This window comes from Streptomyces sp. B5E4 (assembly GCF_039871555.1).
Taxonomy (GTDB): Bacteria; Actinomycetota; Actinomycetes; order Streptomycetales; family Streptomycetaceae; genus Streptomyces.
In genome coordinates this window covers 1-19,358 of record NZ_JBDPMI010000007.1, presented here as the reverse complement: position 1 = coordinate 19,358, position 19,358 = coordinate 1, and the positions used below count along the sequence as shown (strand labels likewise).

General features: G+C 73.2%; 11 protein-coding genes. 5 read left to right on the top strand and 6 right to left on the bottom strand.

The window, feature by feature from the left end:
- The first annotated feature begins 132 nt into the window (after nucleotides 1–132).
- Nucleotides 133–585, top strand: a complete 453-nt coding sequence (locus ABGA99_RS11620) for a DUF1801 domain-containing protein (RefSeq protein ID WP_347577739.1) — start codon at nucleotides 133–135, stop codon at nucleotides 583–585.
- On the opposite strand, the gene ABGA99_RS11615 is transcribed toward ABGA99_RS11620, so the two are convergent.
- Nucleotides 578–3,415, bottom strand: a complete 2,838-nt coding sequence (locus ABGA99_RS11615) for a LuxR C-terminal-related transcriptional regulator (RefSeq protein WP_347577740.1) — start codon at nucleotides 3,413–3,415, stop codon at nucleotides 578–580. The genes ABGA99_RS11620 and ABGA99_RS11615 overlap by 8 nt on opposite strands.
- A 144-nt stretch (nucleotides 3,416–3,559) precedes the next feature.
- Between ABGA99_RS11615 and ABGA99_RS11610 the strand changes: the two genes are divergently transcribed.
- Complete coding sequence (locus ABGA99_RS11610) at nucleotides 3,560–4,027, top strand: pyridoxamine 5'-phosphate oxidase family protein (protein ID WP_347577741.1); 468 nt, start codon at nucleotides 3,560–3,562, stop codon at nucleotides 4,025–4,027.
- A gap of 316 nt (nucleotides 4,028–4,343) precedes the next feature.
- Here the strand turns inward: ABGA99_RS11610 and ABGA99_RS11605 are convergent, their stop codons facing one another.
- Nucleotides 4,344–4,592: a DUF6059 family protein gene (locus tag ABGA99_RS11605; RefSeq protein WP_347577742.1), complete on the bottom strand. Its 249-nt coding sequence runs from the start codon at nucleotides 4,590–4,592 to the stop codon at nucleotides 4,344–4,346.
- A 422-nt stretch (nucleotides 4,593–5,014) separates the two neighbouring features.
- On the opposite strand from ABGA99_RS11605, the gene ABGA99_RS11600 reads away from it, so the two are divergent.
- Both ABGA99_RS11600 and ABGA99_RS11595 read left to right on the top strand, forming a co-directional pair.
- Nucleotides 5,015–7,723 (top strand): AAA family ATPase, encoded by a 2,709-nt coding sequence (locus tag ABGA99_RS11600; RefSeq protein ID WP_347577743.1) that lies wholly within the window; start codon nucleotides 5,015–5,017, stop codon nucleotides 7,721–7,723.
- Between the two features lie 176 nt (nucleotides 7,724–7,899).
- Nucleotides 7,900–8,691, top strand: a complete 792-nt coding sequence (locus ABGA99_RS11595) for an alpha/beta fold hydrolase (protein WP_347577744.1) — start codon at nucleotides 7,900–7,902, stop codon at nucleotides 8,689–8,691.
- A 100-nt stretch (nucleotides 8,692–8,791) separates the two neighbouring features.
- Here ABGA99_RS11595 and ABGA99_RS11590 read toward each other — a convergent pair whose 3' ends face one another.
- From ABGA99_RS11590 to ABGA99_RS11575, 4 genes are read right to left on the bottom strand one after another with little or no spacing between them, the layout of a single operon-like run.
- Entirely contained in the window at nucleotides 8,792–9,973 is a 1,182-nt protein-coding gene (locus ABGA99_RS11590; RefSeq protein WP_347577745.1) for a 2-oxo acid dehydrogenase subunit E2, read from the bottom strand.
- Nucleotides 9,966–10,970: a transketolase C-terminal domain-containing protein gene (locus tag ABGA99_RS11585; RefSeq protein ID WP_347577746.1), complete on the bottom strand. Its 1,005-nt coding sequence runs from the start codon at nucleotides 10,968–10,970 to the stop codon at nucleotides 9,966–9,968. Before ABGA99_RS11585 ends, ABGA99_RS11590 begins: the two co-directional genes overlap by 8 nt.
- Entirely contained in the window at nucleotides 10,961–11,911 is a 951-nt protein-coding gene (locus ABGA99_RS11580) for a thiamine pyrophosphate-dependent dehydrogenase E1 component subunit alpha (RefSeq protein WP_347577747.1), read from the bottom strand. Before ABGA99_RS11580 ends, ABGA99_RS11585 begins: the two co-directional genes overlap by 10 nt.
- Nucleotides 11,908–12,183: an acyl carrier protein gene (locus ABGA99_RS11575; RefSeq protein ID WP_347577748.1), complete on the bottom strand. Its 276-nt coding sequence runs from the start codon at nucleotides 12,181–12,183 to the stop codon at nucleotides 11,908–11,910. Before ABGA99_RS11575 ends, ABGA99_RS11580 begins: the two co-directional genes overlap by 4 nt.
- 349 nt (nucleotides 12,184–12,532) lie before the next feature.
- On the opposite strand from ABGA99_RS11575, the gene ABGA99_RS11570 reads away from it, so the two are divergent.
- On the top strand, nucleotides 12,533–19,358 hold a 6,826-nt coding region (locus tag ABGA99_RS11570; RefSeq protein WP_347582588.1), incomplete at its 3' end, for an SDR family NAD(P)-dependent oxidoreductase.

The following is a 19,358-nucleotide window of genomic DNA, read 5'->3' as shown; positions in this document are numbered from 1 at the left end:
CCACGGGTGGGTACGTCCGTGACGGATTCCGTGGTCGGCACGGAGGCGTTCCGCGGCTCCCCGGGGCGAGGCTGTGCTCACGACGAGCGGCCCGGCGAAGGACGGGCCGGATCCGAGAGCACAGGAGTGATCATGGGCAAGAGCGGGACGGACGCGTACGAGGGCTTCTCGGCCGAGGAGCGGGCCGCGATGAAGGAGCACGCCCAGGAGCAGAAGAAGGCGGCGCGGCGCGCTTCGCGGGCGGACAAGGCGGCGGAGGCGGTGCGTGACGTGCTCGCGAAGATCGCAGAGATGGACGATTCGGACCGGGCCATGGCCGAGCGGGTCCACGCGGTCGTCACGGCCACGGCGCCGGAGCTGGCGCCGAAGACCTGGTACGGCATGCCGGCGTACGCGCGGGACGGCAAGGTCGTCTGCTTCTTCCAGAGCGCGGGGAAGTTCAACGCGCGCTACGCGACGCTGGGGTTCAGCGATCTGGCGAACCTGGACGACGGCACGATGTGGGCGGCGGGCTTCGCGCTGACCGAGGTGACGGACGAGGTGGAGGCGCGGATCGCGGCGCTGGTGAAGCAGGCGGTCACCTAGCGGGACGCGGCTGTGCCGGACCCGGCGCTTGCCGCGGCGGTCGTCCGTCGTCCTTCGGTACGAGGCCGAGACCGGCCAGCGCCGCCTCGCCCGCGGCGGTGTTCTCGCCCCCGGCGAGCAGCAGCGTACGGGCCGCCTGGTACGGGCTCCCCGCCGCGGCGAAGGCCGCCGCGAGGGCGGGCAGCCGCGGCAGGTCGCCGTCGAGCAGCGCCTCGGCGCGGTCCACCTGGGCGGCGGCGACCGGGTTCCCGGCGACGACGGCGCGGGCCGCGGCGATCCGCTCGCGGGCGGCCGGGTGGCCGGCGAGCACGGCAGCCTCCGCGCGCAGCGCGACGTACCAGTGCAGCCAGATCCAGCACACCCACTTCCACACCTCGTCCGGCTCGGGCGCGACGCGCGCCGACGCGGTCTGCGCGTCGCCGTGGTGGAGCAGGACCATGGCGTCGAAGACCGCGCCGTAGCCCTGCCGGTGCTCCGGCGTGGTGTCCGCGCGGGCGGCGAGGTCGAGCCAGGCGGCGCGGGCGGCGGCGTCGCCGCGCAGCCCGTGGACCATGGCGACCGACGCGGCTCCGGCGGCGAGGGAGAGCGACTGCTGCCCGCCGCTGTGCTCGAAGGAGTCGCGGAACCGTACGGCGTGGGCGAGGGCTTCGCCGGCGCGGCCGGCGAAGGCGTCGGCGACGAGCAGCCAGGAGGTGGCGTGGTGGCCGGCTTCGGCGAGCAGCGGGTGGTCGGCGAGCTCCTTGCCCCAGTGGCGGGCGCGCTCCAGCTCGCCGGCGCCGACCGCGGTGCCGGCGGCCATGGCGAGGGCGTCCATCCGCTCGTGGGTGGCGGCGGGGGTGGGCGGCAGCGGCGCCAGCGCCTCGGTCCTGCGGCGGGTGGCGGCGGCGGTGGCGAAGGCGTCGCCTGCCCAGCTCAGGGCGCCGGACAGGGCGTCGAGGGCGGCGGACTCCGTCACCGGGTCGGCCGCGCGGCGGGCCAGCTCGACGGCCCGTTCGACGCGCTCGATCGTCTCGCCCACGGCGTTGTCCGCGTCGCCCTGCACGGCGCCGTACGCGTCGGTGACCACCGCCGCCTCGGCCAGCGCGACGGCCGCACCCGCGCGGGGGTCGGCGCCGGCCAGGTCGCGGGCGCGGGCGAGCAGGGCCATGACCTCGGCGACGGCGGGGAGCCGGGTGAAGGAGGTCGAGAAGCGGTACGCGACGGTCGCGGCCTCGGCGAGGTCGCGGCCGGCGCCGGGGGCGTCGCCCGCGCGCTCGGCGGCCTCGGCGGCGGCGCGGTGCAGGCGGTACATGTCGTCACCGAGCCGCCGGCAGCCGGCCACCGCCGCGGCGTGCCGCAGCGCGACCGCGGCGTCCGTGTCGTCGGCGAGCGCGGCGGCCTGCTCGTAGCGCTGCTGGGCCTCACCGAGCAGGGTGCGGGTGAACGCCAGCCCGGCCAGCGACAGGGCGAGCCGGTGGGCGTCCGCGCGTAGCTCCGGCCGGTCGGCGGCCCAGCCGAGCGCGACCCGCAGGTCCGCGGCGAGGTCGTCGAACCGGGCGCGCCACTCCGGGCCGCCGGCGTCGGCCAGCGCGCCGGCGGCGGTGGTGCACCAGCCGAGGTGGCGGGTGCGCACGTCGGTCTGCTCGCCGGCGGCGGCGAGCCGTTCCGCGCCGTACTGGCGGATGGTCTCCAGCCCCTGGTAGCGGGTCCCGGCGGGAGACGGGGTGACGGCGAGGAGGCTCTGCTCGGCGAGCCGGCCGAGGCCGTCGGCGACGGCGGCGGCGTCCTGCGGTCCTGGCCCGGCGACCTCGGCCGCCGCCGCGGCCGTGAACGGCGCGGCGAACACCGACACCCGGCGCAGCAGCGCCTGGTCCTCGGGTGGCAACAGGTCGTGGCTCCAGTCGAGGACGGCGCGCACCGAACGGTGGCGGTCGTCGGCGCGGGCGCCGCCGCTGAGGATGCGGAGCTGGTCGCCGAGGCCGGCGGTCAGGCCGTCGAGCCCGAGCGTGGCCCAGCGGGCGGCGGCCAGCTCGATGGCCAGGGCCATGCCGTCGAGCCGTTCGCAGACGGCCACCACGCCCGCGCTGGCGCCGGGTCCCGGCGGCCAGCCGACCGCGGCGGCGCGGTCCATGAACAGCGCCACGGCGTCGGATTCGTCGCCGCCGTCGCGGGACAGCGGGGGCACCGGGAAGGCGCGCTCGAAGGGCACCAGGAGGCGGGCCCGGCTGGTGGCGAGCACGCGCAGCCGGGGGCAGGCGGCGAGCAGCCGCTCCAGGAACGGCGCGACGCCGTCGCGCACGTGCTCGCAGTTGTCCAGGACGAGCAGCGCGTCGTGGTCCGCCAGCGCGGCGAGTACGGCGTCGTCCACGTCGCGTCCGGGCTGCTCGCCCACGCCCACGGCGGCGGCGACCGCGGCGCCCACCCGCGCCGGGTCGGTGACCGGGACCAGGTCGGCGAACCACACGCCGTCGGCGAAGTCGCCGGCCAGGTCGCCGGCCACCGCAAGGGCGAGGCGGGTCTTGCCCACACCGCCGGGGCCGACCGCCGTGACCTGCCGGTGGGCCGTTACCGCGGCGGCCAGGTCGGCGCGCTCCCGGCCGCGGCCGACGAACGCGGTCAGCGGCGCGGGCAGGGCGGGCCCGGCCTGGCCCGGGCGGGCGGTGGAGGCGGCGGCGTGCCGGGCGAGGGCGCGCCGGTCGGGCAGGTGCAGCTTGCGCAGGAGGGAGGAGACGTGCGATTCGACGGTGCGTACGGAGATGAAGAGGCGGCCGGCTATCTCGGCGTTGCTCAGGTGCTCGCCGAGGAGCGCGAGCACCTCGGCTTCGCGGGCGGAGATCGGCGGGGTGGACACGATCTCATTATCCGCGGTGTTCTCCGTGGTCAGCACGGAGGCGGTGCGGAGATGGGCGGGGCGAGGCTGGGGCGCAGGCGATCGGGCCCGGTCCTGAGCGGCGGGCGGATCGCGTACGAGCCTCACGACGACCAGGAGCGAGAGATGACCGCAGGCACGCACCCCGCCGAGCCCCGCACCCGCGCGCTGCGCCGCCGGGACACCGAGCACCGGCTCGCACACGATGTCGACGTCTGGGTGGCGAGCGCGGCACCGGACGGCATGCCGTACCTCGTACCGCTGTCGTTCTCCTGGGACGGCGAGGCGCTGTGGGTGGCGACGCCGGCGGAGAGCCCGACCGGCAGGAACCTGGCCGCCACCGGGGCCGCACGGCTGGCGCTGGGGCCCACCCGGGACGTCACGGTGATCGACGGCGAGGTCGAGGTCTTCGAGCTGGACGCGCTGCCGCGGGAGCACGGGGACCGCTTCGCGGCCCGTTCCGGCTTCGACCCGCGCGGTCTGGCCGCCCGGTATCGCTGGTTCCGGATCACCCCGCGGCGGATCCAGGCCTGGCGCGAGGTGAACGAGCTGCCGGGGCGCGAGCTGATGCGCGGGGGCCGTTGGCTGGACTGAGGCCACGCCCCGCTGTGTCGCGCTTCACACCCTCCCGGACGGGGACATGGAACAACCGGAGGTCACCTCCCGTTGAACAGGGTGCGGGTACGGAGGGAACTGTGACCCCGGGCCTCACCTCTCGCCCGTGGGGAAGATCGTTCGGCTGAAGCCCCACGGAGCCTTTCGCCGCGAGGGCGACCGCCCTCCGTATCCCCCTTGACCGCCCCGGTCGGATCCCCCCTCCGACCGGGGCTTCCGCTTGCCCGCACCGCCTGCGACGGCTCCCCCGCCCTCATGCGCGCCCAGCCCGGGACCTGACCGCCGGTCCGTGCGGCTACGCGCCCGGACTCTTCTCCTCGCCGAGGGAGTCGGGCAGCGTTATGTCGTCCAACTGGCGGCTCAGGGCCTCCTCTTGCTCCGTGAGCGGGAGGTCGGGGCGCAGGCGCTCGGGGTGGCCCGGAGCGGGGCCCGGCAGGGGTGCCGGCGGAGCGGGGGGCGGCGGTGGGATGAAGAACCAGACCCGGCCGAGGGACGTCAAGGCTTCCTGCAGCGCGCGCAGCAGCCAGGTAAGGGCAGCAACCATCCGGGCAGACTGTTGCGCCGCGCCAAAGTCCCGCCAAAATCTCGCTGCGCCACACCCCTACGGACCGGCCGCGGCGCACGATGGGTGCCCGCGGGCGCACCTCGGGGGCTCACGCATCGTCCGGTACGCCCGCGTTCGCTCCCGTAAGTCGGAAGCGCCGCTCGTGGGCCGATCCGATTGTCCCAGGGGATGTATACTCCGCAAGACCACAACAAGGGCCGGGATGAATGGCGCAAAACGGACCTAGGCATTATCTCGCGACCTGAGAAAACCCGGCCTTGCGTAACCAAACTCAACCTGTGAAACTACTAACCGAATACGCGGTACGGCGCTTCCCTTGAGCGCCGTATGACCTGGACTTGCTCAGGTGCATTGATTCTCACGACGAATCAATTGCGCCAACGGGAGGTGAGTAATCCGGTATGGCTTTCGTCATCCGTGCGGCCGAATTCGAGGCGCTGCGGTCTGCTTTCTCTCGCTGTCTCCACGGAATGTCGCGCACAATTCTGATCGAAGGCGGCGTGGGTTGCGGCAAGAGTGCACTTTTACACGCCATCACAGAACACGCGGCCGACATGGGCGCGACCATCCTCAGCGTCCAGGGCAGGAGCACCGCGGCGCACCCGCCCATCTCCCTGTTCCAGCAGCTCGTCGCGCAAGTGCCCGCCCCGCCGCCCGGCGAGGGTCCCGCGGGGGCCACGCCCGCGCTGCAGTTCAGCGCCGCGCTGCCGCACATCGCGGAGAACGGCGCGGTGGTGATCAGCATCGACGACGTGCAGGACATCCCCTGGTCCGAGCTGGACTTCCTGCTCCAGACGATCGGCTGGCATCGCAGCCGGCGCACCCTGATCCTGCTGTCCCACTGCCCGCACCTGCGCCACCGCGACCAGCCGGTCAAGACGGAGCTGCTGCGGCGGCCGAACGCCCAGCGCATCCACCTGGGTCCGCTGGACGAGCGCGGGGTGCGGGCGGCGGTCACCACGCGTGTCAACCGCCCGCACGAGCAGTGGATCGAGCTGCTGCACCACCTCAGCGGCGGCAGCCCGCTCCTGCTGCGCGCCCTGCTTGAGGACCTGCGGGACGAGGACATGGAGGCGCGGCCGACGGGCGCGGAGTCCGCGGCGAAGCTGGGCATGTACGGCCGTGCCGTCGTGTCCTGCCTTTACCGCAGCGGCGCCACCGCCGTGGAGCTGGGGCGGCTGATCTCCGTTCTGGGGGATTCCGCGGCGCCCGAGCTGCTGTCCGGCATGACCCGTATTTCACCGGCCGTCATGGAGCAGCAGTTGGAGGCACTGCGCCACTCCGGCGTCCTGGACGGCACGAATTTCCGGCACGAGAGCGCTCCCCGGGAAATTCTTGCGGACCTGGGCACCCTCCAGCGAAACGAACTGCACCGGCGCGCGGCCGTCGTCCAGAACAATGCCGGCAGCCCCACCACGGAAGTGGCCCGTCATCTCCTCGCCGCCCGGCACGCGGCGGAGGCCTGGCAGCGTTCCGCGTTGCGCGACGCCGCCGAGACGGCCATCGACCAGGAAAACATCCGGCTCGCCGTCAGGTATCTCGAACTGGCACTGGAAAACAGCCCGAGCAATCCGGACCGTATCGAGATATACATGCGCCTGGCGCTCATCACGCAGCGCATCAGTCCCGCGGCCACGGAAATCCGGCATCTGACCGCATTGCTCAGCGCGTTCCACGCGGACAAGATGCCCAGCACGGCGTACGACGGGCTCGCGGACCTGCTCTTCAGCTACGGCAAGGTCCAGGAGGCGTTCGCCGTGCTGCAGCGGCAGGGGGCCGAGTCGAGCGCCGCCGACGTACGCGCCGGCGATCACCCCAGCATCGCCTGGCTCTGGGCCTGGTACAGCCACCACTCCGACGGGCAGGAGGGCGAGGGGCAGCCCGCGCGGCACCCGCCCGCCGACGGCGGCACGCGAAGCCCGTACGCGTCGGCGAGTTCCCTGTTCCAGACCTTCGAGGGCTCGTTCCTCTTCGGGGGCCGCGCCGACTGGGCGGCCGCCGCCGAGAACCTGCTGGAGGTCTCGACCCTCTCCGACTCCACCGTCTGGTCGCTGGCCAGCTCGATCAAGGCGCTCGTCATCGCCGACCGGCTCGACGCGGCCTGGCAGTGGTGCGAGTGGCTGGTCAAGGAGTCGGCGAGCCGGGACGCGCCCGGCTGGCAGGCCATCTTCTCGCTGCAGCAGGCCATCGTCGCGCTGCGGCAGGGCAAGCTGGCGGCGGGCCTGGACTGCGTCCGGCTGGTGGAGAGCGTCATCACCGAGCGCAGCACGGGCTACGCGTGCGCGGCCGAGGCCGTACTCGCCGCGCTGCACATGGAGATGGGGCGCTACGACGAGGTGGCGCGGGTGTTCGCCAAGCCCATTCCCCCGGCATGGGAGAAGAGCGTCTACTGGCTGAGCTACCTGTGCATCCGCGGCTGCTTCCATCTCGCCACGAACAGGCCGCACTCGGCGCTCGCGGACTTCCTGCGGATCGGGAAGGTCGCCGAGCGCAGCCTCGTCGACCACCCCACGCTGGTGCCGTGGCGGCTCTACGTCGCCCAGGCGTGGCTGCACCTGGGAGACAGCCAGATGTCCGCCCGTATGCTCGCCGAGCACGCCGAGCGCGCTCCCGGCCACGGCGGTCGCGACCACGCGATGATGCTGCGGCTACGGGCCCGGCTGGCGCCGCCGCACAAGCGCCCCGGGCTGTTGTTCCGGGCGATCGACGAACTCCTCGCCACCGGCGACCGGTTGGACCAGGCACGTGCGCTGCACGAGCTCGGCGTCGCGCTGCGCGGGCTCGGTCACGAGACCTGGGCAGCCAGGGCGCAGGCCGCGGGGGCGCACATCGCCCGCAACTGCCTGCCCGACCAGGCCGTGGCCCGCACGCCCGCACCGGAGCGGACCAGCAAGGCGCTGCACGACGCGCTGGGCAAGGAGAAGCTGCTCACCCGGGCCGAGCACCGCGTGGCCGCGCTCGTGGCCAAGGGCCTGACCAACCGTCAGGTCGCGAACAGGCTCCACATCACCGTGAGCACCGTCGAGCAGCACCTCACCCGCATCTATCAGAAGCTCGGCATCTCCCAGCGTGCCGACATAGGGACGCGGCTGAAGAGCCTGTCGGCCTGACACGGCGTCCGGTACGGGCGCGGAGGTGCAGCCTCCGCGCCCGTACGCCTTTAGAAGCCCTTTGTCGGCCTTCAACCGAGGCCGGTACTTTCGGAGATGACAAACGAGTCGGAGTGCTCAAGGTGCGCTTTCCACCGTGTGCCGCTCTCTCGCACCCGGGAGAAGCGCGGGAAGGCATGGCCACGGTGCCCGCACAGATCCCGTTGGACGACACGTGGCTGCGCCGCTTCGGCTCAGCCACCCGGCCGAGCGTACGGCTCGTCTGCCTGCCTCACGCGGGCGGCGCCGCGACCACGTTCTTTCCGCTGCAGCGGGCGCTGCCGGCGTCCGTCGACTTCGTCGCCGTGCAGTATCCGGGCCGGCACGAGCGCCGCCACGAGCAACCGCTGCGTGACGTCCACACGCTGGCCGACCGGGTGGCGGACGTCCTCAGGCCGCTCACCGACCTGCCGCTGGTGCTCTTCGGGCACAGTATGGGCGCGGTCGTCGGCTTCGAGACCGCCGCCCGGCTGGAGAAGGACGGCGCCAACGCGCCGGCCGGCCTCGTCGCCTCGGGCCGGCACTCGCCGGCGACGCCCCGCGACGAGAACGTGCATCTGCGCGACGACGACGGGCTGATCGCCGAGATCACCTCGCTCAGCGGCACCGACCCGCAGGTGCTGGCCGACCCGGACATGCGGGCGATGATCCTGCCGGCGCTGCGCGCCGACTACACCGCAGTGGAGAACTACCGCTACGCCGGCGGCTTCGAGCTGACGTGCCCGATCTCGGTGTTCACCGGTGCCGACGACCCGCGGGTGTCCGCGCAGGAGGCGGCGGCCTGGGAGTCGCTGACCACCGGCGCCTTCCGTATCGAGACGTTCCCCGGCGGCCACTTCTACCTCGACGGCGCGGAGCCGGCGGTGGCCACGGCGCTCATGCGCGACGTCCGGGCGTTCACGGCCACGGACCCGGCTCCGACACGCTGACGGCCCGTCACGGGCCGCGTACGGCAGACCGCGTACGACGAAGGGCCGGTCGGATGTCGCTGCGGACATCCGACCGGCCCTTCGTACGGGCCCGGCCTGCTCAGGACTCCGGGTCCTCCGGGCCGAGCAGCTTGTCAGGGGCCTCCAGCTGGGCCTTGAGCCGCTGGAGGAACAGCAGGGCGTCGCGGCCGTTGAGGAGCCGGTGGTCGTAGGCGAGGCCGAGGTTGGCGACGGTACGGACCCGGACCGTGTCGTCCGCGTCCTGCACCAGCTCCTGCTGCGGCCCGGCGAGCGCGAGCGCGCAGACCTGCCCGGGGAAGACGAACGGCACGGCGGCCACCACGTCGGCGTCGTTGTGCAGGGTGACGGTGATGTTGCCGCCGGACAGCTCGGACTCACGAAAGGTGCCGGACATCGCGGTGCGCCGGAAGCCGGAGACGGCTTCCACTATCTCCTCGAAGGACCGCTCGGAGGCGCGCTCGACGACCGGGACGAACAGCCCCTTGCCCACGTCCATCGTCACTCCGACGTGCGCGGCCTCGGACTTCACGGCCGTACGGTCGTCGACCAGGCGCGCGAAGAACAGCGGGAAGGCGTCGTGGGCCCGGGACACGGCGGTGAGCAGCAGCTCCGGCAGCCCGACCAGCCGGCGCAGCCGCCGGGCGGCGGCCGAGGCGCGCCGCTGGGCCTCGCCGACGTCCATCTTCACCACGGTGTACGCGGCGGGGATGGTCTGCTGGGAGCGGACCACGGAGCGGCCGACGGCCTGCTGCACGGGGGGCAGCGCATGGGCGAGCGCGGGGTCGACGGCCGAGTCGTCCGCCCCGGCCGGCTCGGCGCCGGCCTGCTCCTCCTGCCGGATGAGGGCGGCGAGTTGCTCGACGTCGGTGCGCCGGACGACCTTGACGCCGAGGGCCCGGACTCGTTCCTCGGGCACGCCCAGCTCGGTCATCACCGCCCGGGCGGGGTTGGTGATGGTGACCGCCGCGGCGGCCGACGCCGACGCGGAGGCCGCGGCCGGCTCCGGGGCCGCGGGGGCGAGGCTCTCCCCCGGTGCGAGGACGTGCCCGATGACGTCACCGGGCGCGCAGGTCGAGCCGGTGGGCACCGCGTGGTGCAGCGTGCCCTCCGCGGCGCACTCCAGTTCCTCGGCCGCCTTCGACGTCTCCAGCACGACCACCGGATCGCCCTCGGCGACCGGCTTGCCCTCCTCGACCAGCCAGTCGACGAGCGTGTACTCGGTGTCGTTGTTGTTCAGTTTGGGCACACGGATCTCAGTCACGCAGAGCCTCCACAACCGCTCGCCGAATCGTGTTCCCGGACACCAGCACCCGCTCCTCCAGGTGCGCGGCGCTGGGGATGATGCTGTCCTCGGAGTGCACGAGGGCCACCGGGCGCGGCAGCTTCCGCCACAGCCGCCGGTGCACCTGCTGCGCCACCTCCGCACCCCAGGTGCCGCCCGCCGTGCTCTCCTCCGCCACGCACACCGCCTGCGCCGCGCCCAGCGTGCCGAGCAGCGGGCCCGGGTCGAAGGGGTACAGGCGGGTGGGGACGAGGAGCAGCGCGGTGATCTCCTCCTCGACCAGCAGGTCGCGGACCGCCTCGCACGCCCGGTGCGCCATGCCGCCGGGCGCGATCAGCACGACGTCGTACGTGTCCGGGTCGTCCACGTACACGCGGGTGACGTCGGGGGCGTCGGGGTGCCGGTCGTAGGAGAGGAGGTCGTCGACGGCCCCGTCCTCGAACATCTGCCGCGTGTAGAGCACCTTGTCCTCGAAGAGCATGGCCGGTTCGGCCCGCGCCACGATGTCGGACAGCAGCTCGTACGAGTCGTGGAAGGGCGACATCTCGTACAGCGACAGCCCGGGTGCGCCGATGAAGTGCTTCTGCAGGCTCTGGCTGTGGGTGGCGCCGTAGCCGCGGCGACCGCCCATCGGGCAGCGCACCACCAGCGGCATCGGCACCCGGCGGCCGTACATGGAGACCGACTTGCTGGCGAAGTTGACGATCTGGTCGAAGGCCAGGGCGACGAAGTCACCGAACATGATCTCGACGACGGCCACGTCGCCCGCCAGGGCGAGGCCGGCGCCGGCGCCGACGATGCCCGACTCGCTGATGGGCGTGGTGATGACCCGCTCGGGGTAGCTGTCGCTCAGCCCCTTGGTGACCTTGAAGGCGCCGCCGTAGGGGTCGGCGATGTCCTCGCCGAGGACGTACGCCTCGGGCACCGTCTCCAGGAGCCGGTGCAGCGACCGGTTGATGTTCTCCGCTACTCGCACGACCCGCTCCACACCGCGGGCGGCCGGCCGGCCACGTCCCGCGCGATCTCGTCCACCTCGGCGCGTATCTTGGCGTCCCACCGCTCGAACTGCTCGGGGAACGCGGTCCGGTAGCGCCCGTACCAGTCGTGCTCGCGTGCCCGGTCCACCTGAACCTGCGGCCGGGTGTCGTCGCCCTTGCTGTGCGGGCCGACCCGGTGCGTGGCGAACTCGACGACCAGCGGGGCCCGTTCGGACCGCACCTGGCCCAGCAGCGGCGCCAGTTCGGTCCGGATGACGTTGACGTCGACCGACTCGATCCGGTGGTGGCGGACGCCGAAGGCGGCGGCGCGGCCGGCGACGGTGCCGGCCATGTTCGTCTCGGCCGGCGTGGACTGGGCGATGCCGTTGTGCTCCACCGCCACCAGCAGCGGCACGCGCCAGAGCTGGGCCATGTTCAGGGCCTCGTACACGGAACCCTCGCCCCAGGTGCCGTCGCCGATGAACGCGCACACCAGCGCCCCCGGCTCGGCCCGTACCTGGTGCAGCCCCACGCCCACGGCCACCGGCAGGCTCTCGCCCTGGACGCCGGTGGACAGGTAGCGGTCGCGCAGGATGTGCTGGCTGCCGCCGACGCCGGAGCAGACGGCGCCCTGCCGCCCCATGATCTCGGCCAGCAGCCCGGCCGGGTCGCGGTAGCGGGAGAGGTAGTGGCCGTGCCCGCGGTGGTTGCTGAAGACGTAGTCGCGCTCGTCCAGCAGCGGACGCAGGGACACCGGCACGTACTCCTGGCCCAGACAGGTGTGCGTCGTGCCGTTGAGGGCGCCCTGCCCGAAGAGGTCGAGCAGCTTGCTCTCGAAGTGCCGGATGAGCAGCAGAAGTTCGAGGTCCTCGTCCGCCGGCTCGGAGAGCGGGGCGAGCGCCGCCGTGGCGGCGCGGGTGGCGACCGGTGCCCCGGTCATCGCGCCGCCGCCCCCGGGTCGATCTCCACGATCGCCCGGGCCAGGTCGGCGATGGTCTGCGTCTCGATGAACGTCTCCAGCGGTACGTCCACACCGATCTCCCGCTGTATGCGCATGGCGATCTCGATGATCAGGATCGAGCGCGTGCCGAGGTCGGGCAGGTTGCCGTCGACGCTCAGCCCGCCGACGTCCACCTGATGGGTCTCCAGGACGTCCCGCCAGATGGCGAGCAGCCGCTCGGACAGCGGCACGGGCGTGAGGGTGCTGGTCATCGTGAGGACTTCCTGTGCTCAGTCGGATTCGTACGACGGGCTCGTTCGCACACGCCACGACGGCGGGGCGCCACGCCGAACTCAGCGTGACCGCGCGCACTAAAGCCCAGCTAAGACCACCCGTAGCTCCCCGAACCGCCTCGGACGGGGCTTAGCTGGGCTTTAGTGACCGTGCTTAGCGTCGAGCCGCTTCCATGGATCAAGTAGCGCTCTCCTGCGTACCGGGACTCCGCTCGCCGTCACTCGCCGATCCCCTGTACGGACCCACGCAGGCGGCGCAGGCCGATCTCTGCGCGGCTCGGGATCGGGCCCGCGAACGCTGTGAAAGGGCTGACGGTAGCCGATGAGCATGAGCACCGAAGACAAGCTTCGCGACTACCTGAAGCGCGTCACCGCGGACCTCCGCCGCACCCGGCAGCGGCTCGACGCCGCGGTCTCCGGTGAGCAGGAGCCCATCGCGATCATCGGCATGGCCTGCCGCTACCCAGGCGGCGTCGCCTCCCCCGACGACCTGTGGCGCGTGGTCCGGGAGGGCGAGGACACCGCCTCGGCGTTCCCCACCGACCGCGGCTGGGACATCGCACGCGCCCTGGACAGCTCCGCGTCGCTGCTGCCCGAAGGGCGCGACGCCGAGGGCTTCTTCCTGGACGACATCGCCGGCTTCGACGCCGACTTCTTCAGCATTTCGCCGCGCGAGGCCCTGGCCATGGACCCGCAGCAGCGCGTCATCATGGAGATCGCCTGGGAAGCACTCGAACACGGCCGCCTGGTCCCCGCCTCGCTGCGCGGCAGCTCGACCGGCGTCTTCATCGGCGCCACGCACCAGGACTACGGCCCCCGGCTCAGCGACCCCGCCGAAGGTGTCGAGGGCCAGCTCATGACCGGCTCGCTGCCGAGCGTGATCTCGGGCCGGGTCGCCTTCGCCCTCGGCCTAGAAGGCCCGGCGCTGAGCGTCGACACGGCCTGCTCGTCCTCCCTGTCCGCGCTGCACCTCGCGTGCCAGTCGCTGCGGCAGAAGGAGTGCAACCTCGCCCTGGCCGGCGGCGTCACGCTCATGCCCACGCCGGGCATGCTGGTCGACTTCGAGCACCAGGGCGGCCTGGCCCCCGACGGCCGCTGCAAGGCGTTCGCGGACGCCGCGGACGGCACGGGCCTGGCGGAGGGCGCCGGGATCGTCCTGGTCGAACGGCTGTCGGACGCCGTACGCAACGGGCACCGGGTGCTCGCGGTGGTGCGGGGCTCGGCGATCAACCAGGACGGCGCGTCCAACGGCCTCTCCGCGCCCAACGGCCCGTCGCAGCAGCGGGTGATCCGGCAGGCGCTGACGAACGCGGGGCTGTCGGCTTCGGACGTCGACGCCGTGGAGGCGCACGGTACGGGAACGACGCTGGGCGACCCGATCGAGGCGCAGGCACTGCTCGCGACGTACGGCCAGGAGCGGGCAGCGGACGCGCCGCTGTGGCTGGGGTCGGTCAAGTCGAACATCGGGCACACCCAGGCCGCGGCCGGGGTCGCGGGCGTGATCAAGATGGTGCAGGCCCTGCGGCACGGGGTGCTCCCCCGGACGCTGCACGTGGACGAGCCGTCGACGCACGTCGACTGGTCGTCGGACGCGGTGCGGCTGCTCACCGAGGCCACGGACTGGCCGAGCGCGACGGAACGACCGCGGCGGGCGGCGGTGTCGGCGTTCGGAATCAGCGGGACGAACGTCCACGTGATCGTCGAGCAGGCGCCGGGCGTGGAGGACGGCGCTGCTGCCGAGGCGGTGGCGGAGCCGGGCGGGGTGACGGCGTGGCCGGTCTCCGGGCACACGCCGGAGGCGTTGGCGGAGCAGGCGGGGCGGCTGCACGCGTACGTGAGCGAGCGCCACGAGATCAGCCCCGCTCAAGCCGCGCACAGTCTGGTCGCGACGCGTTCCGCCCTGGGTCACCGCGCGGTGGTCGTGGGTGGTGAGCGGGACGAGCTGCTGGAGGGGCTGGCCGCGGTGGCGGCGGGTGACCCTTCGGCGCGGGTGGTCAGCGGGACTGTGCGGCCGGGTGGGAAGACGGTGTTCGTGTTCCCGGGTCAGGGTGCGCAGTGGGCGGGCATGGCGGCGGATTTGATCGAGGCCGAGCCGGTGTTCGCCCAGGCCATCCGCGAGTGCGAGGCGGCCCTTGCCGTTTACGCGGACGACTGGTCGCTCACCGACGTCCTGGCCGATCCCGAGGGCGCGTTGCTGGAGCGGGTGGACGTCGTCCAGCCCGCGCTGTTCGCGGTCATGGTCAGCCTCGCGCGGCTGTGGCAGCACCACGGCATCAGCCCGGATGCGGTCATCGGCCACTCCCAGGGCGAGATCGCCGCCGCCCACATCGCCGGGGCCCTCACACTGGACGACGCGGCGAAGGTCGTGTGCCTGCGCAGCCAGGCCATCCGCGTCCTGTCCGGCCAGGGCGCCATGGCCTCCGTCGCACTGCCGCACACCCAGGTCGCGGAAGAGATCGCCGCATGGGACGGGAAGCTGTCCGTCGCCGTGGTCAACAGCCCCACCGCCACCGTGATCTCCGGCGACACCGACGCCGTCAAGGCGTATCTGGCCCAGTGCGAAGACGCGGGCGTACGGAACCGGCTGCTGCCCGTCGACTACGCCTCCCACGGACCCCACGTCACCACACTCCGCGAGACACTCCTCGACACGCTGGCGGGCCTGGAACCGGTCGAGGCATCAATCCCCTTCTACTCCACCGTCACCGGCGAAGAGTTCGACACCACCGGACTCACCGCCGACTACTGGTACACCAACCTCCGCGAGACCGTCCGCTTCCACGACACCCTCACCCGGCTGATCGCCAGCGGCCACACCACCTACGTCGAAACCAGCCCTCACCCCACGCTGACGACCGCCATCACCGACACCGACCCGGCGGCCATCGCCACCGGCACCCTCCGCCGCCACGAACACTCCCCCACTCAACTCCGCCTCGCGCTGGGCCATCTCCACACCCACGGCACGCCTGTCGACTGGCACACCACCCCCACCGACCCCGCCGACCTTCCCACCTACCCCTTCCAGCACGAGCGCTTCTGGCTCGACGTCCCCACCGGCGGCGGCGACCCGGCGTCCCTCGGCCTCCAGGGCGCCGAGCACGCCCTCCTCGGTGCGACCATCCAACTCGCGGACGACAACAGCCGGTCCACCGTCTTCACCGGCAGCCTCAGCCTGGGCAGCCACCCCTGGCTCGCCGATCTCCAGGTGGGCGGGACCGTCGTCCTTCCGGCGGGCGCTTTCGTGGATCTCGCGCTGCACGCGGGTTACCACACGGGTCACCAGCACCTGTCCGCGCTGGAGATCCACCGCCCGCTGCCGCTGACCGAACAGCGCAGCGTTCAGCTTCAGGTGATGACCGCGCCCCTGCCGGACAGCACGGAACGTCGCGTCACCGTGCACGCGCGGGAGGAAACCGACGAGCCGTGGGTCCTGTACGCGACGGGCTCGCTGACGCCGACGGTTTCCTCCCCCAGCGCCGATCTCACCGCCTGGCCGCCCGCCGGCGGGCAGCAGCTCGCGGTCTCCGAGGTCTACGCCGAGCTGGCCGCGCGGGGTTTCGAGTACGGGCCCGCCTGCCAGGTGTTGACGGCGGCTTGGCGGGCGGGCGACGACCTGTACGCCGAAGCCCGGCTGGACTCCGACGCCGCACCGCAGGGGTACGGGCTGCACCCCGCCCTCCTGGAAGCCGCCGTCCAGGTCTTCGGCGCCGCCCCGCAGCCGGCCGGGCGCGGCGGCGCATGGCTGCCGCTGCGCTGGCAGGGCGTCAGCCTGCACGCCGTCGACGCTACGTCCCTGCGCGTTCGGCTCCGTCCGACCGGGCCGGGTACGGCCTCCCTGCTGCTGGCCGACGCCGCGGGGCGTGCGGTCGCGGAGGTCGAAGGCGTCGTCCTCGGCGAGGTGGACACGGCGGAGCTGTCCTCCGCCGACACGGGCGCCCGCAACCGGCTCTTCGCGGTGGAGTGGTCACCCACGTCCCTACCGCGCACCATCGACGCCGTCCCGGAGAACCGGTCGGTTCTTTCCCTCGGTGCGGCGGCGGACGTCGTGCCGTCTGCGGCGGCCGTTCCGACCCCGGAGCCCGCGGACCCGGAAAGCCCGCTGCCGGAACAGATCCACCACGTCACCGGCGAGGCGCTCCGGCACGTACGGGAATGGCTCGCGGACGAGACGAACGCGGACAGCCGCCTCGTCGTCGTCACCCACGGGGCCGTGGCCACCACCCCCGACGAGGACGTCACCGACCTCGTCCACGCACCCCTCTGGGGTCTGATCCGCAGCGCCCAGAGCGAGAACCCCGGCCGCATCGCCCTGGTCGACACCGACGGGCACCCCGACAGCCGGGCCGCGCTGCCCGCCGTCCTCACGCTGGACGAGCCCCAACTCGCCCTGCGCGCAGGCACCGCGTACGCCCCCCGGCTCACCCGCCACACGCCGGCCGCGGACGGGTTCGCCCTCAACGCCGAGGGCACGGTCCTGATCACGGGCGGTACGGGCACCCTCGGCGCCCACACCGCACGCCACCTGGTCACCGCACACGGGATCCGGCATCTGCTGCTCACCAGCCGGTCCGGGCCGGACGCCCCCGGAGCCACCGAACTCCGTGACGAGCTGGCCGCCCTGGGCGCCGACGTACGGATCGCGGCTTGCGATGCCGCCGACCGCGACCGGCTCGCGGCGCTCCTCGACACCGTTGCGGACGACCGGCCCCTGACCGCCGTCTTCCACACCGCCGGCACCCTCGCCGACGCCACTCTCGCCAACCTCACCCCCGACCAGCTCACCGCCGTCCTGCGCCCGAAGGTGGACGCCGCCTGGCACCTCCACGAGCTGACCGGGCACCTGGAGCTGGACGCCTTCGTCCTGTTCTCCTCGGCCGCCGCGACCTTCGGCAGCCCCGGCCAGGCCAACTACGCCGCCGCGAACACCTTCCTCGACGCCCTCGCCGCCCGCCGCCGCCACCGCGGCCTGCCCGCCGCCTCACTCGGCTGGGGCCTGTGGGCCGAGACCAGCGGCCTGACCGGCCGGCTCGACGACACCGACGTCGCCCGCCTGGCCCGCAGCGGCCTCACACCGCTCACCACCGAGCAGGGCCTCGCCCTTCTCGACGCGGCCGTCGCCGCCGCCCACCCCCACCTCCTGCCCATCGCCCTCAACACCGCGGCCATCGACCCGGACATCGCACCGGCGGTCCTGCACGGGCTCGCCCGCCGGCGGCGTACCGCGGCCGGGGGTACGGGCGCGGGGGGCGGCTTCGCGGAGCAGTTGCGCGGGCTGTCGGAGCCGGAGCAGCGGGAGCGGCTGCTCGGCCTCGTCGTCTCCCACGCTGCCGTCGCCCTGGGCCACGCGAGCAGCGCCTCCCTCGATCCGCACCGGCCCTTCCGGGAGCTGGGCTTCGCCTCCCTCACGGCGGTCGAACTGCGCAACCGCCTCGCCAAGGCGCTGGGTGTGGCGCTGGAGACGACCGTGGTCTTCGACTACCCGACGCCGCACGCCCTCGCCGATCACCTGCGCGAGACGCTGCACCTCACCGGCGCCGCGCCGCAGCGGCCGACGGCGACGGTGCGGACGGTCGAGGACGAGCCGGTCGCCATCGTGGGCATGGCGTGCCGCTTCCCCGGCGAGGTCCGCTCGCCGGAGGACCTGTGGAAGCTGCTCCTCGACGGCGGCGACGCGGTCGGCGACCTCCCCGTCAACCGCGGCTGGGACGTGGAGTCGCTCTACCACCCGGACCCGGACCACCCGGGGACCTCGTACGTCCGCAAGGGCGCCTTCCTGCACGAGGCGGCCGACTTCGACGCCGAGCTGTTCCACATGAGCCCGCGCGAGGCGCTGGCCACCGACCCGCAGCAGCGGCTGCTGCTGGAGACGGCGTGGGAGGCGTTCGAGCGCGCGGGCATCGACCCGCAGTCGCTGGGCGGTACGGGCACGGGCGTGTTCACCGGCGTGGTCAACCACGACTACCTGAGCCGCCTTTCCTCCGTCCCGGACGAGTTCGAGGGCTACCGGCGGATCGGCACGGCACCGAGTGTCGCGTCGGGGCGGGTGGCGTACACCTTCGGGCTTGAGGGTCCGGCGGTGACGGTGGACACGGCGTGTTCGTCGTCGCTGGTGGCGCTGCATCTGGCGTGCCAGTCTCTCCGTCAGGGCGAGTGCGACCTCGCGCTGACGGGAGGGGTCTCGCTGATGGCGAGCCCGGACCTGTTCGTGGAGTTCAGCCGGCAGCGCGGGCTCGCGCCTGACGGGCGCTGCAAGGCCTTCGCGGGCGCGGCCGACGGGACGGGCTGGTCGGAGGGCGTGGGGCTGCTGCTGGTCGAGCGGCTCTCGGATGCCCGGCGGAACGGGCACGAGGTGCTGGCCGTCGTACGCGGCTCTGCGATCAACCAGGACGGCGCGTCCAACGGGCTCACGGCACCCAACGGTCCTTCGCAGCAGCGGGTCATCCGGCAGGCGCTGGCCAATGCTGGTTTGTCGACATCGGATGTCGAGGCGATCGAGGCGCACGGTACGGGGACGACGCTGGGGGACCCGATCGAGGCGCAGGCGCTGCTGGCGACGTACGGGCAGGACCGGGCGGCGGACGCACCGCTCTGGCTGGGCTCCGTGAAGTCCAACATCGGGCACAGCCAGGCCGCCGCCGGTGTGGCCAGCGTCATCAAGATGGTCATGGCGCTCCAGGAAGGCGTCCTCCCCAAGACGCTGCACGTGGACGAGCCGTCGCCGCACATCGACTGGTCGGCCGGCTCGATGCGACTGCTCACCGAGCACGTCACGTGGCCGGAGACGGCGGGGCCGCGGCGGGCCGGAGTCTCGTCGTTCGGGATCAGCGGCACGAACGTCCACATGATCCTGGAGCGCGACACCGAGCCCGAGGCCGCGTCCGACGCCTCGGGTGGTACGTCGCCGGTGCCGGTCGGTCGGGTGGTGTGGCCGGTGTCGGGGCACTCGGCGGAGGCGCTGGCCGCGCAGGCGGGGCGGTTGCGGGCGTGGCTGAACGAGCGCCCGGAAACGGACGTGCACGCGGTATCCGCGTCGCTGGTGCGTTCGCGTGCCGTCCTCGATCACCGGGCGGTGGTCTTCGGTGCGGACCGCGCGGAGCTGCTCGCGGGTCTGGACGCCGTCGCACGTGGTGAGGAGTCGGATCGGGCCGTGG

Coding starts and splice junctions, on each gene's coding strand:
- ABGA99_RS11610 (WP_347577741.1), top strand. CDS start 3,560: ATGACCGCAGGCACGCACCCCGCCGAGCCCCGCACCCGCGCGCTGCGC.
- ABGA99_RS11595 (WP_347577744.1), top strand. CDS start 7,900: ATGGCCACGGTGCCCGCACAGATCCCGTTGGACGACACGTGGCTGCGC.
- ABGA99_RS11575 (WP_347577748.1), bottom strand. CDS start 12,183: ATGACCAGCACCCTCACGCCCGTGCCGCTGTCCGAGCGGCTGCTCGCC.
- ABGA99_RS11580 (WP_347577747.1), bottom strand. CDS start 11,911: ATGACCGGGGCACCGGTCGCCACCCGCGCCGCCACGGCGGCGCTCGCC.
- ABGA99_RS11605 (WP_347577742.1), bottom strand. CDS start 4,592: ATGGTTGCTGCCCTTACCTGGCTGCTGCGCGCGCTGCAGGAAGCCTTG.
- ABGA99_RS11620 (WP_347577739.1), top strand. CDS start 133: ATGGGCAAGAGCGGGACGGACGCGTACGAGGGCTTCTCGGCCGAGGAG.
- ABGA99_RS11600 (WP_347577743.1), top strand. CDS start 5,015: ATGGCTTTCGTCATCCGTGCGGCCGAATTCGAGGCGCTGCGGTCTGCT.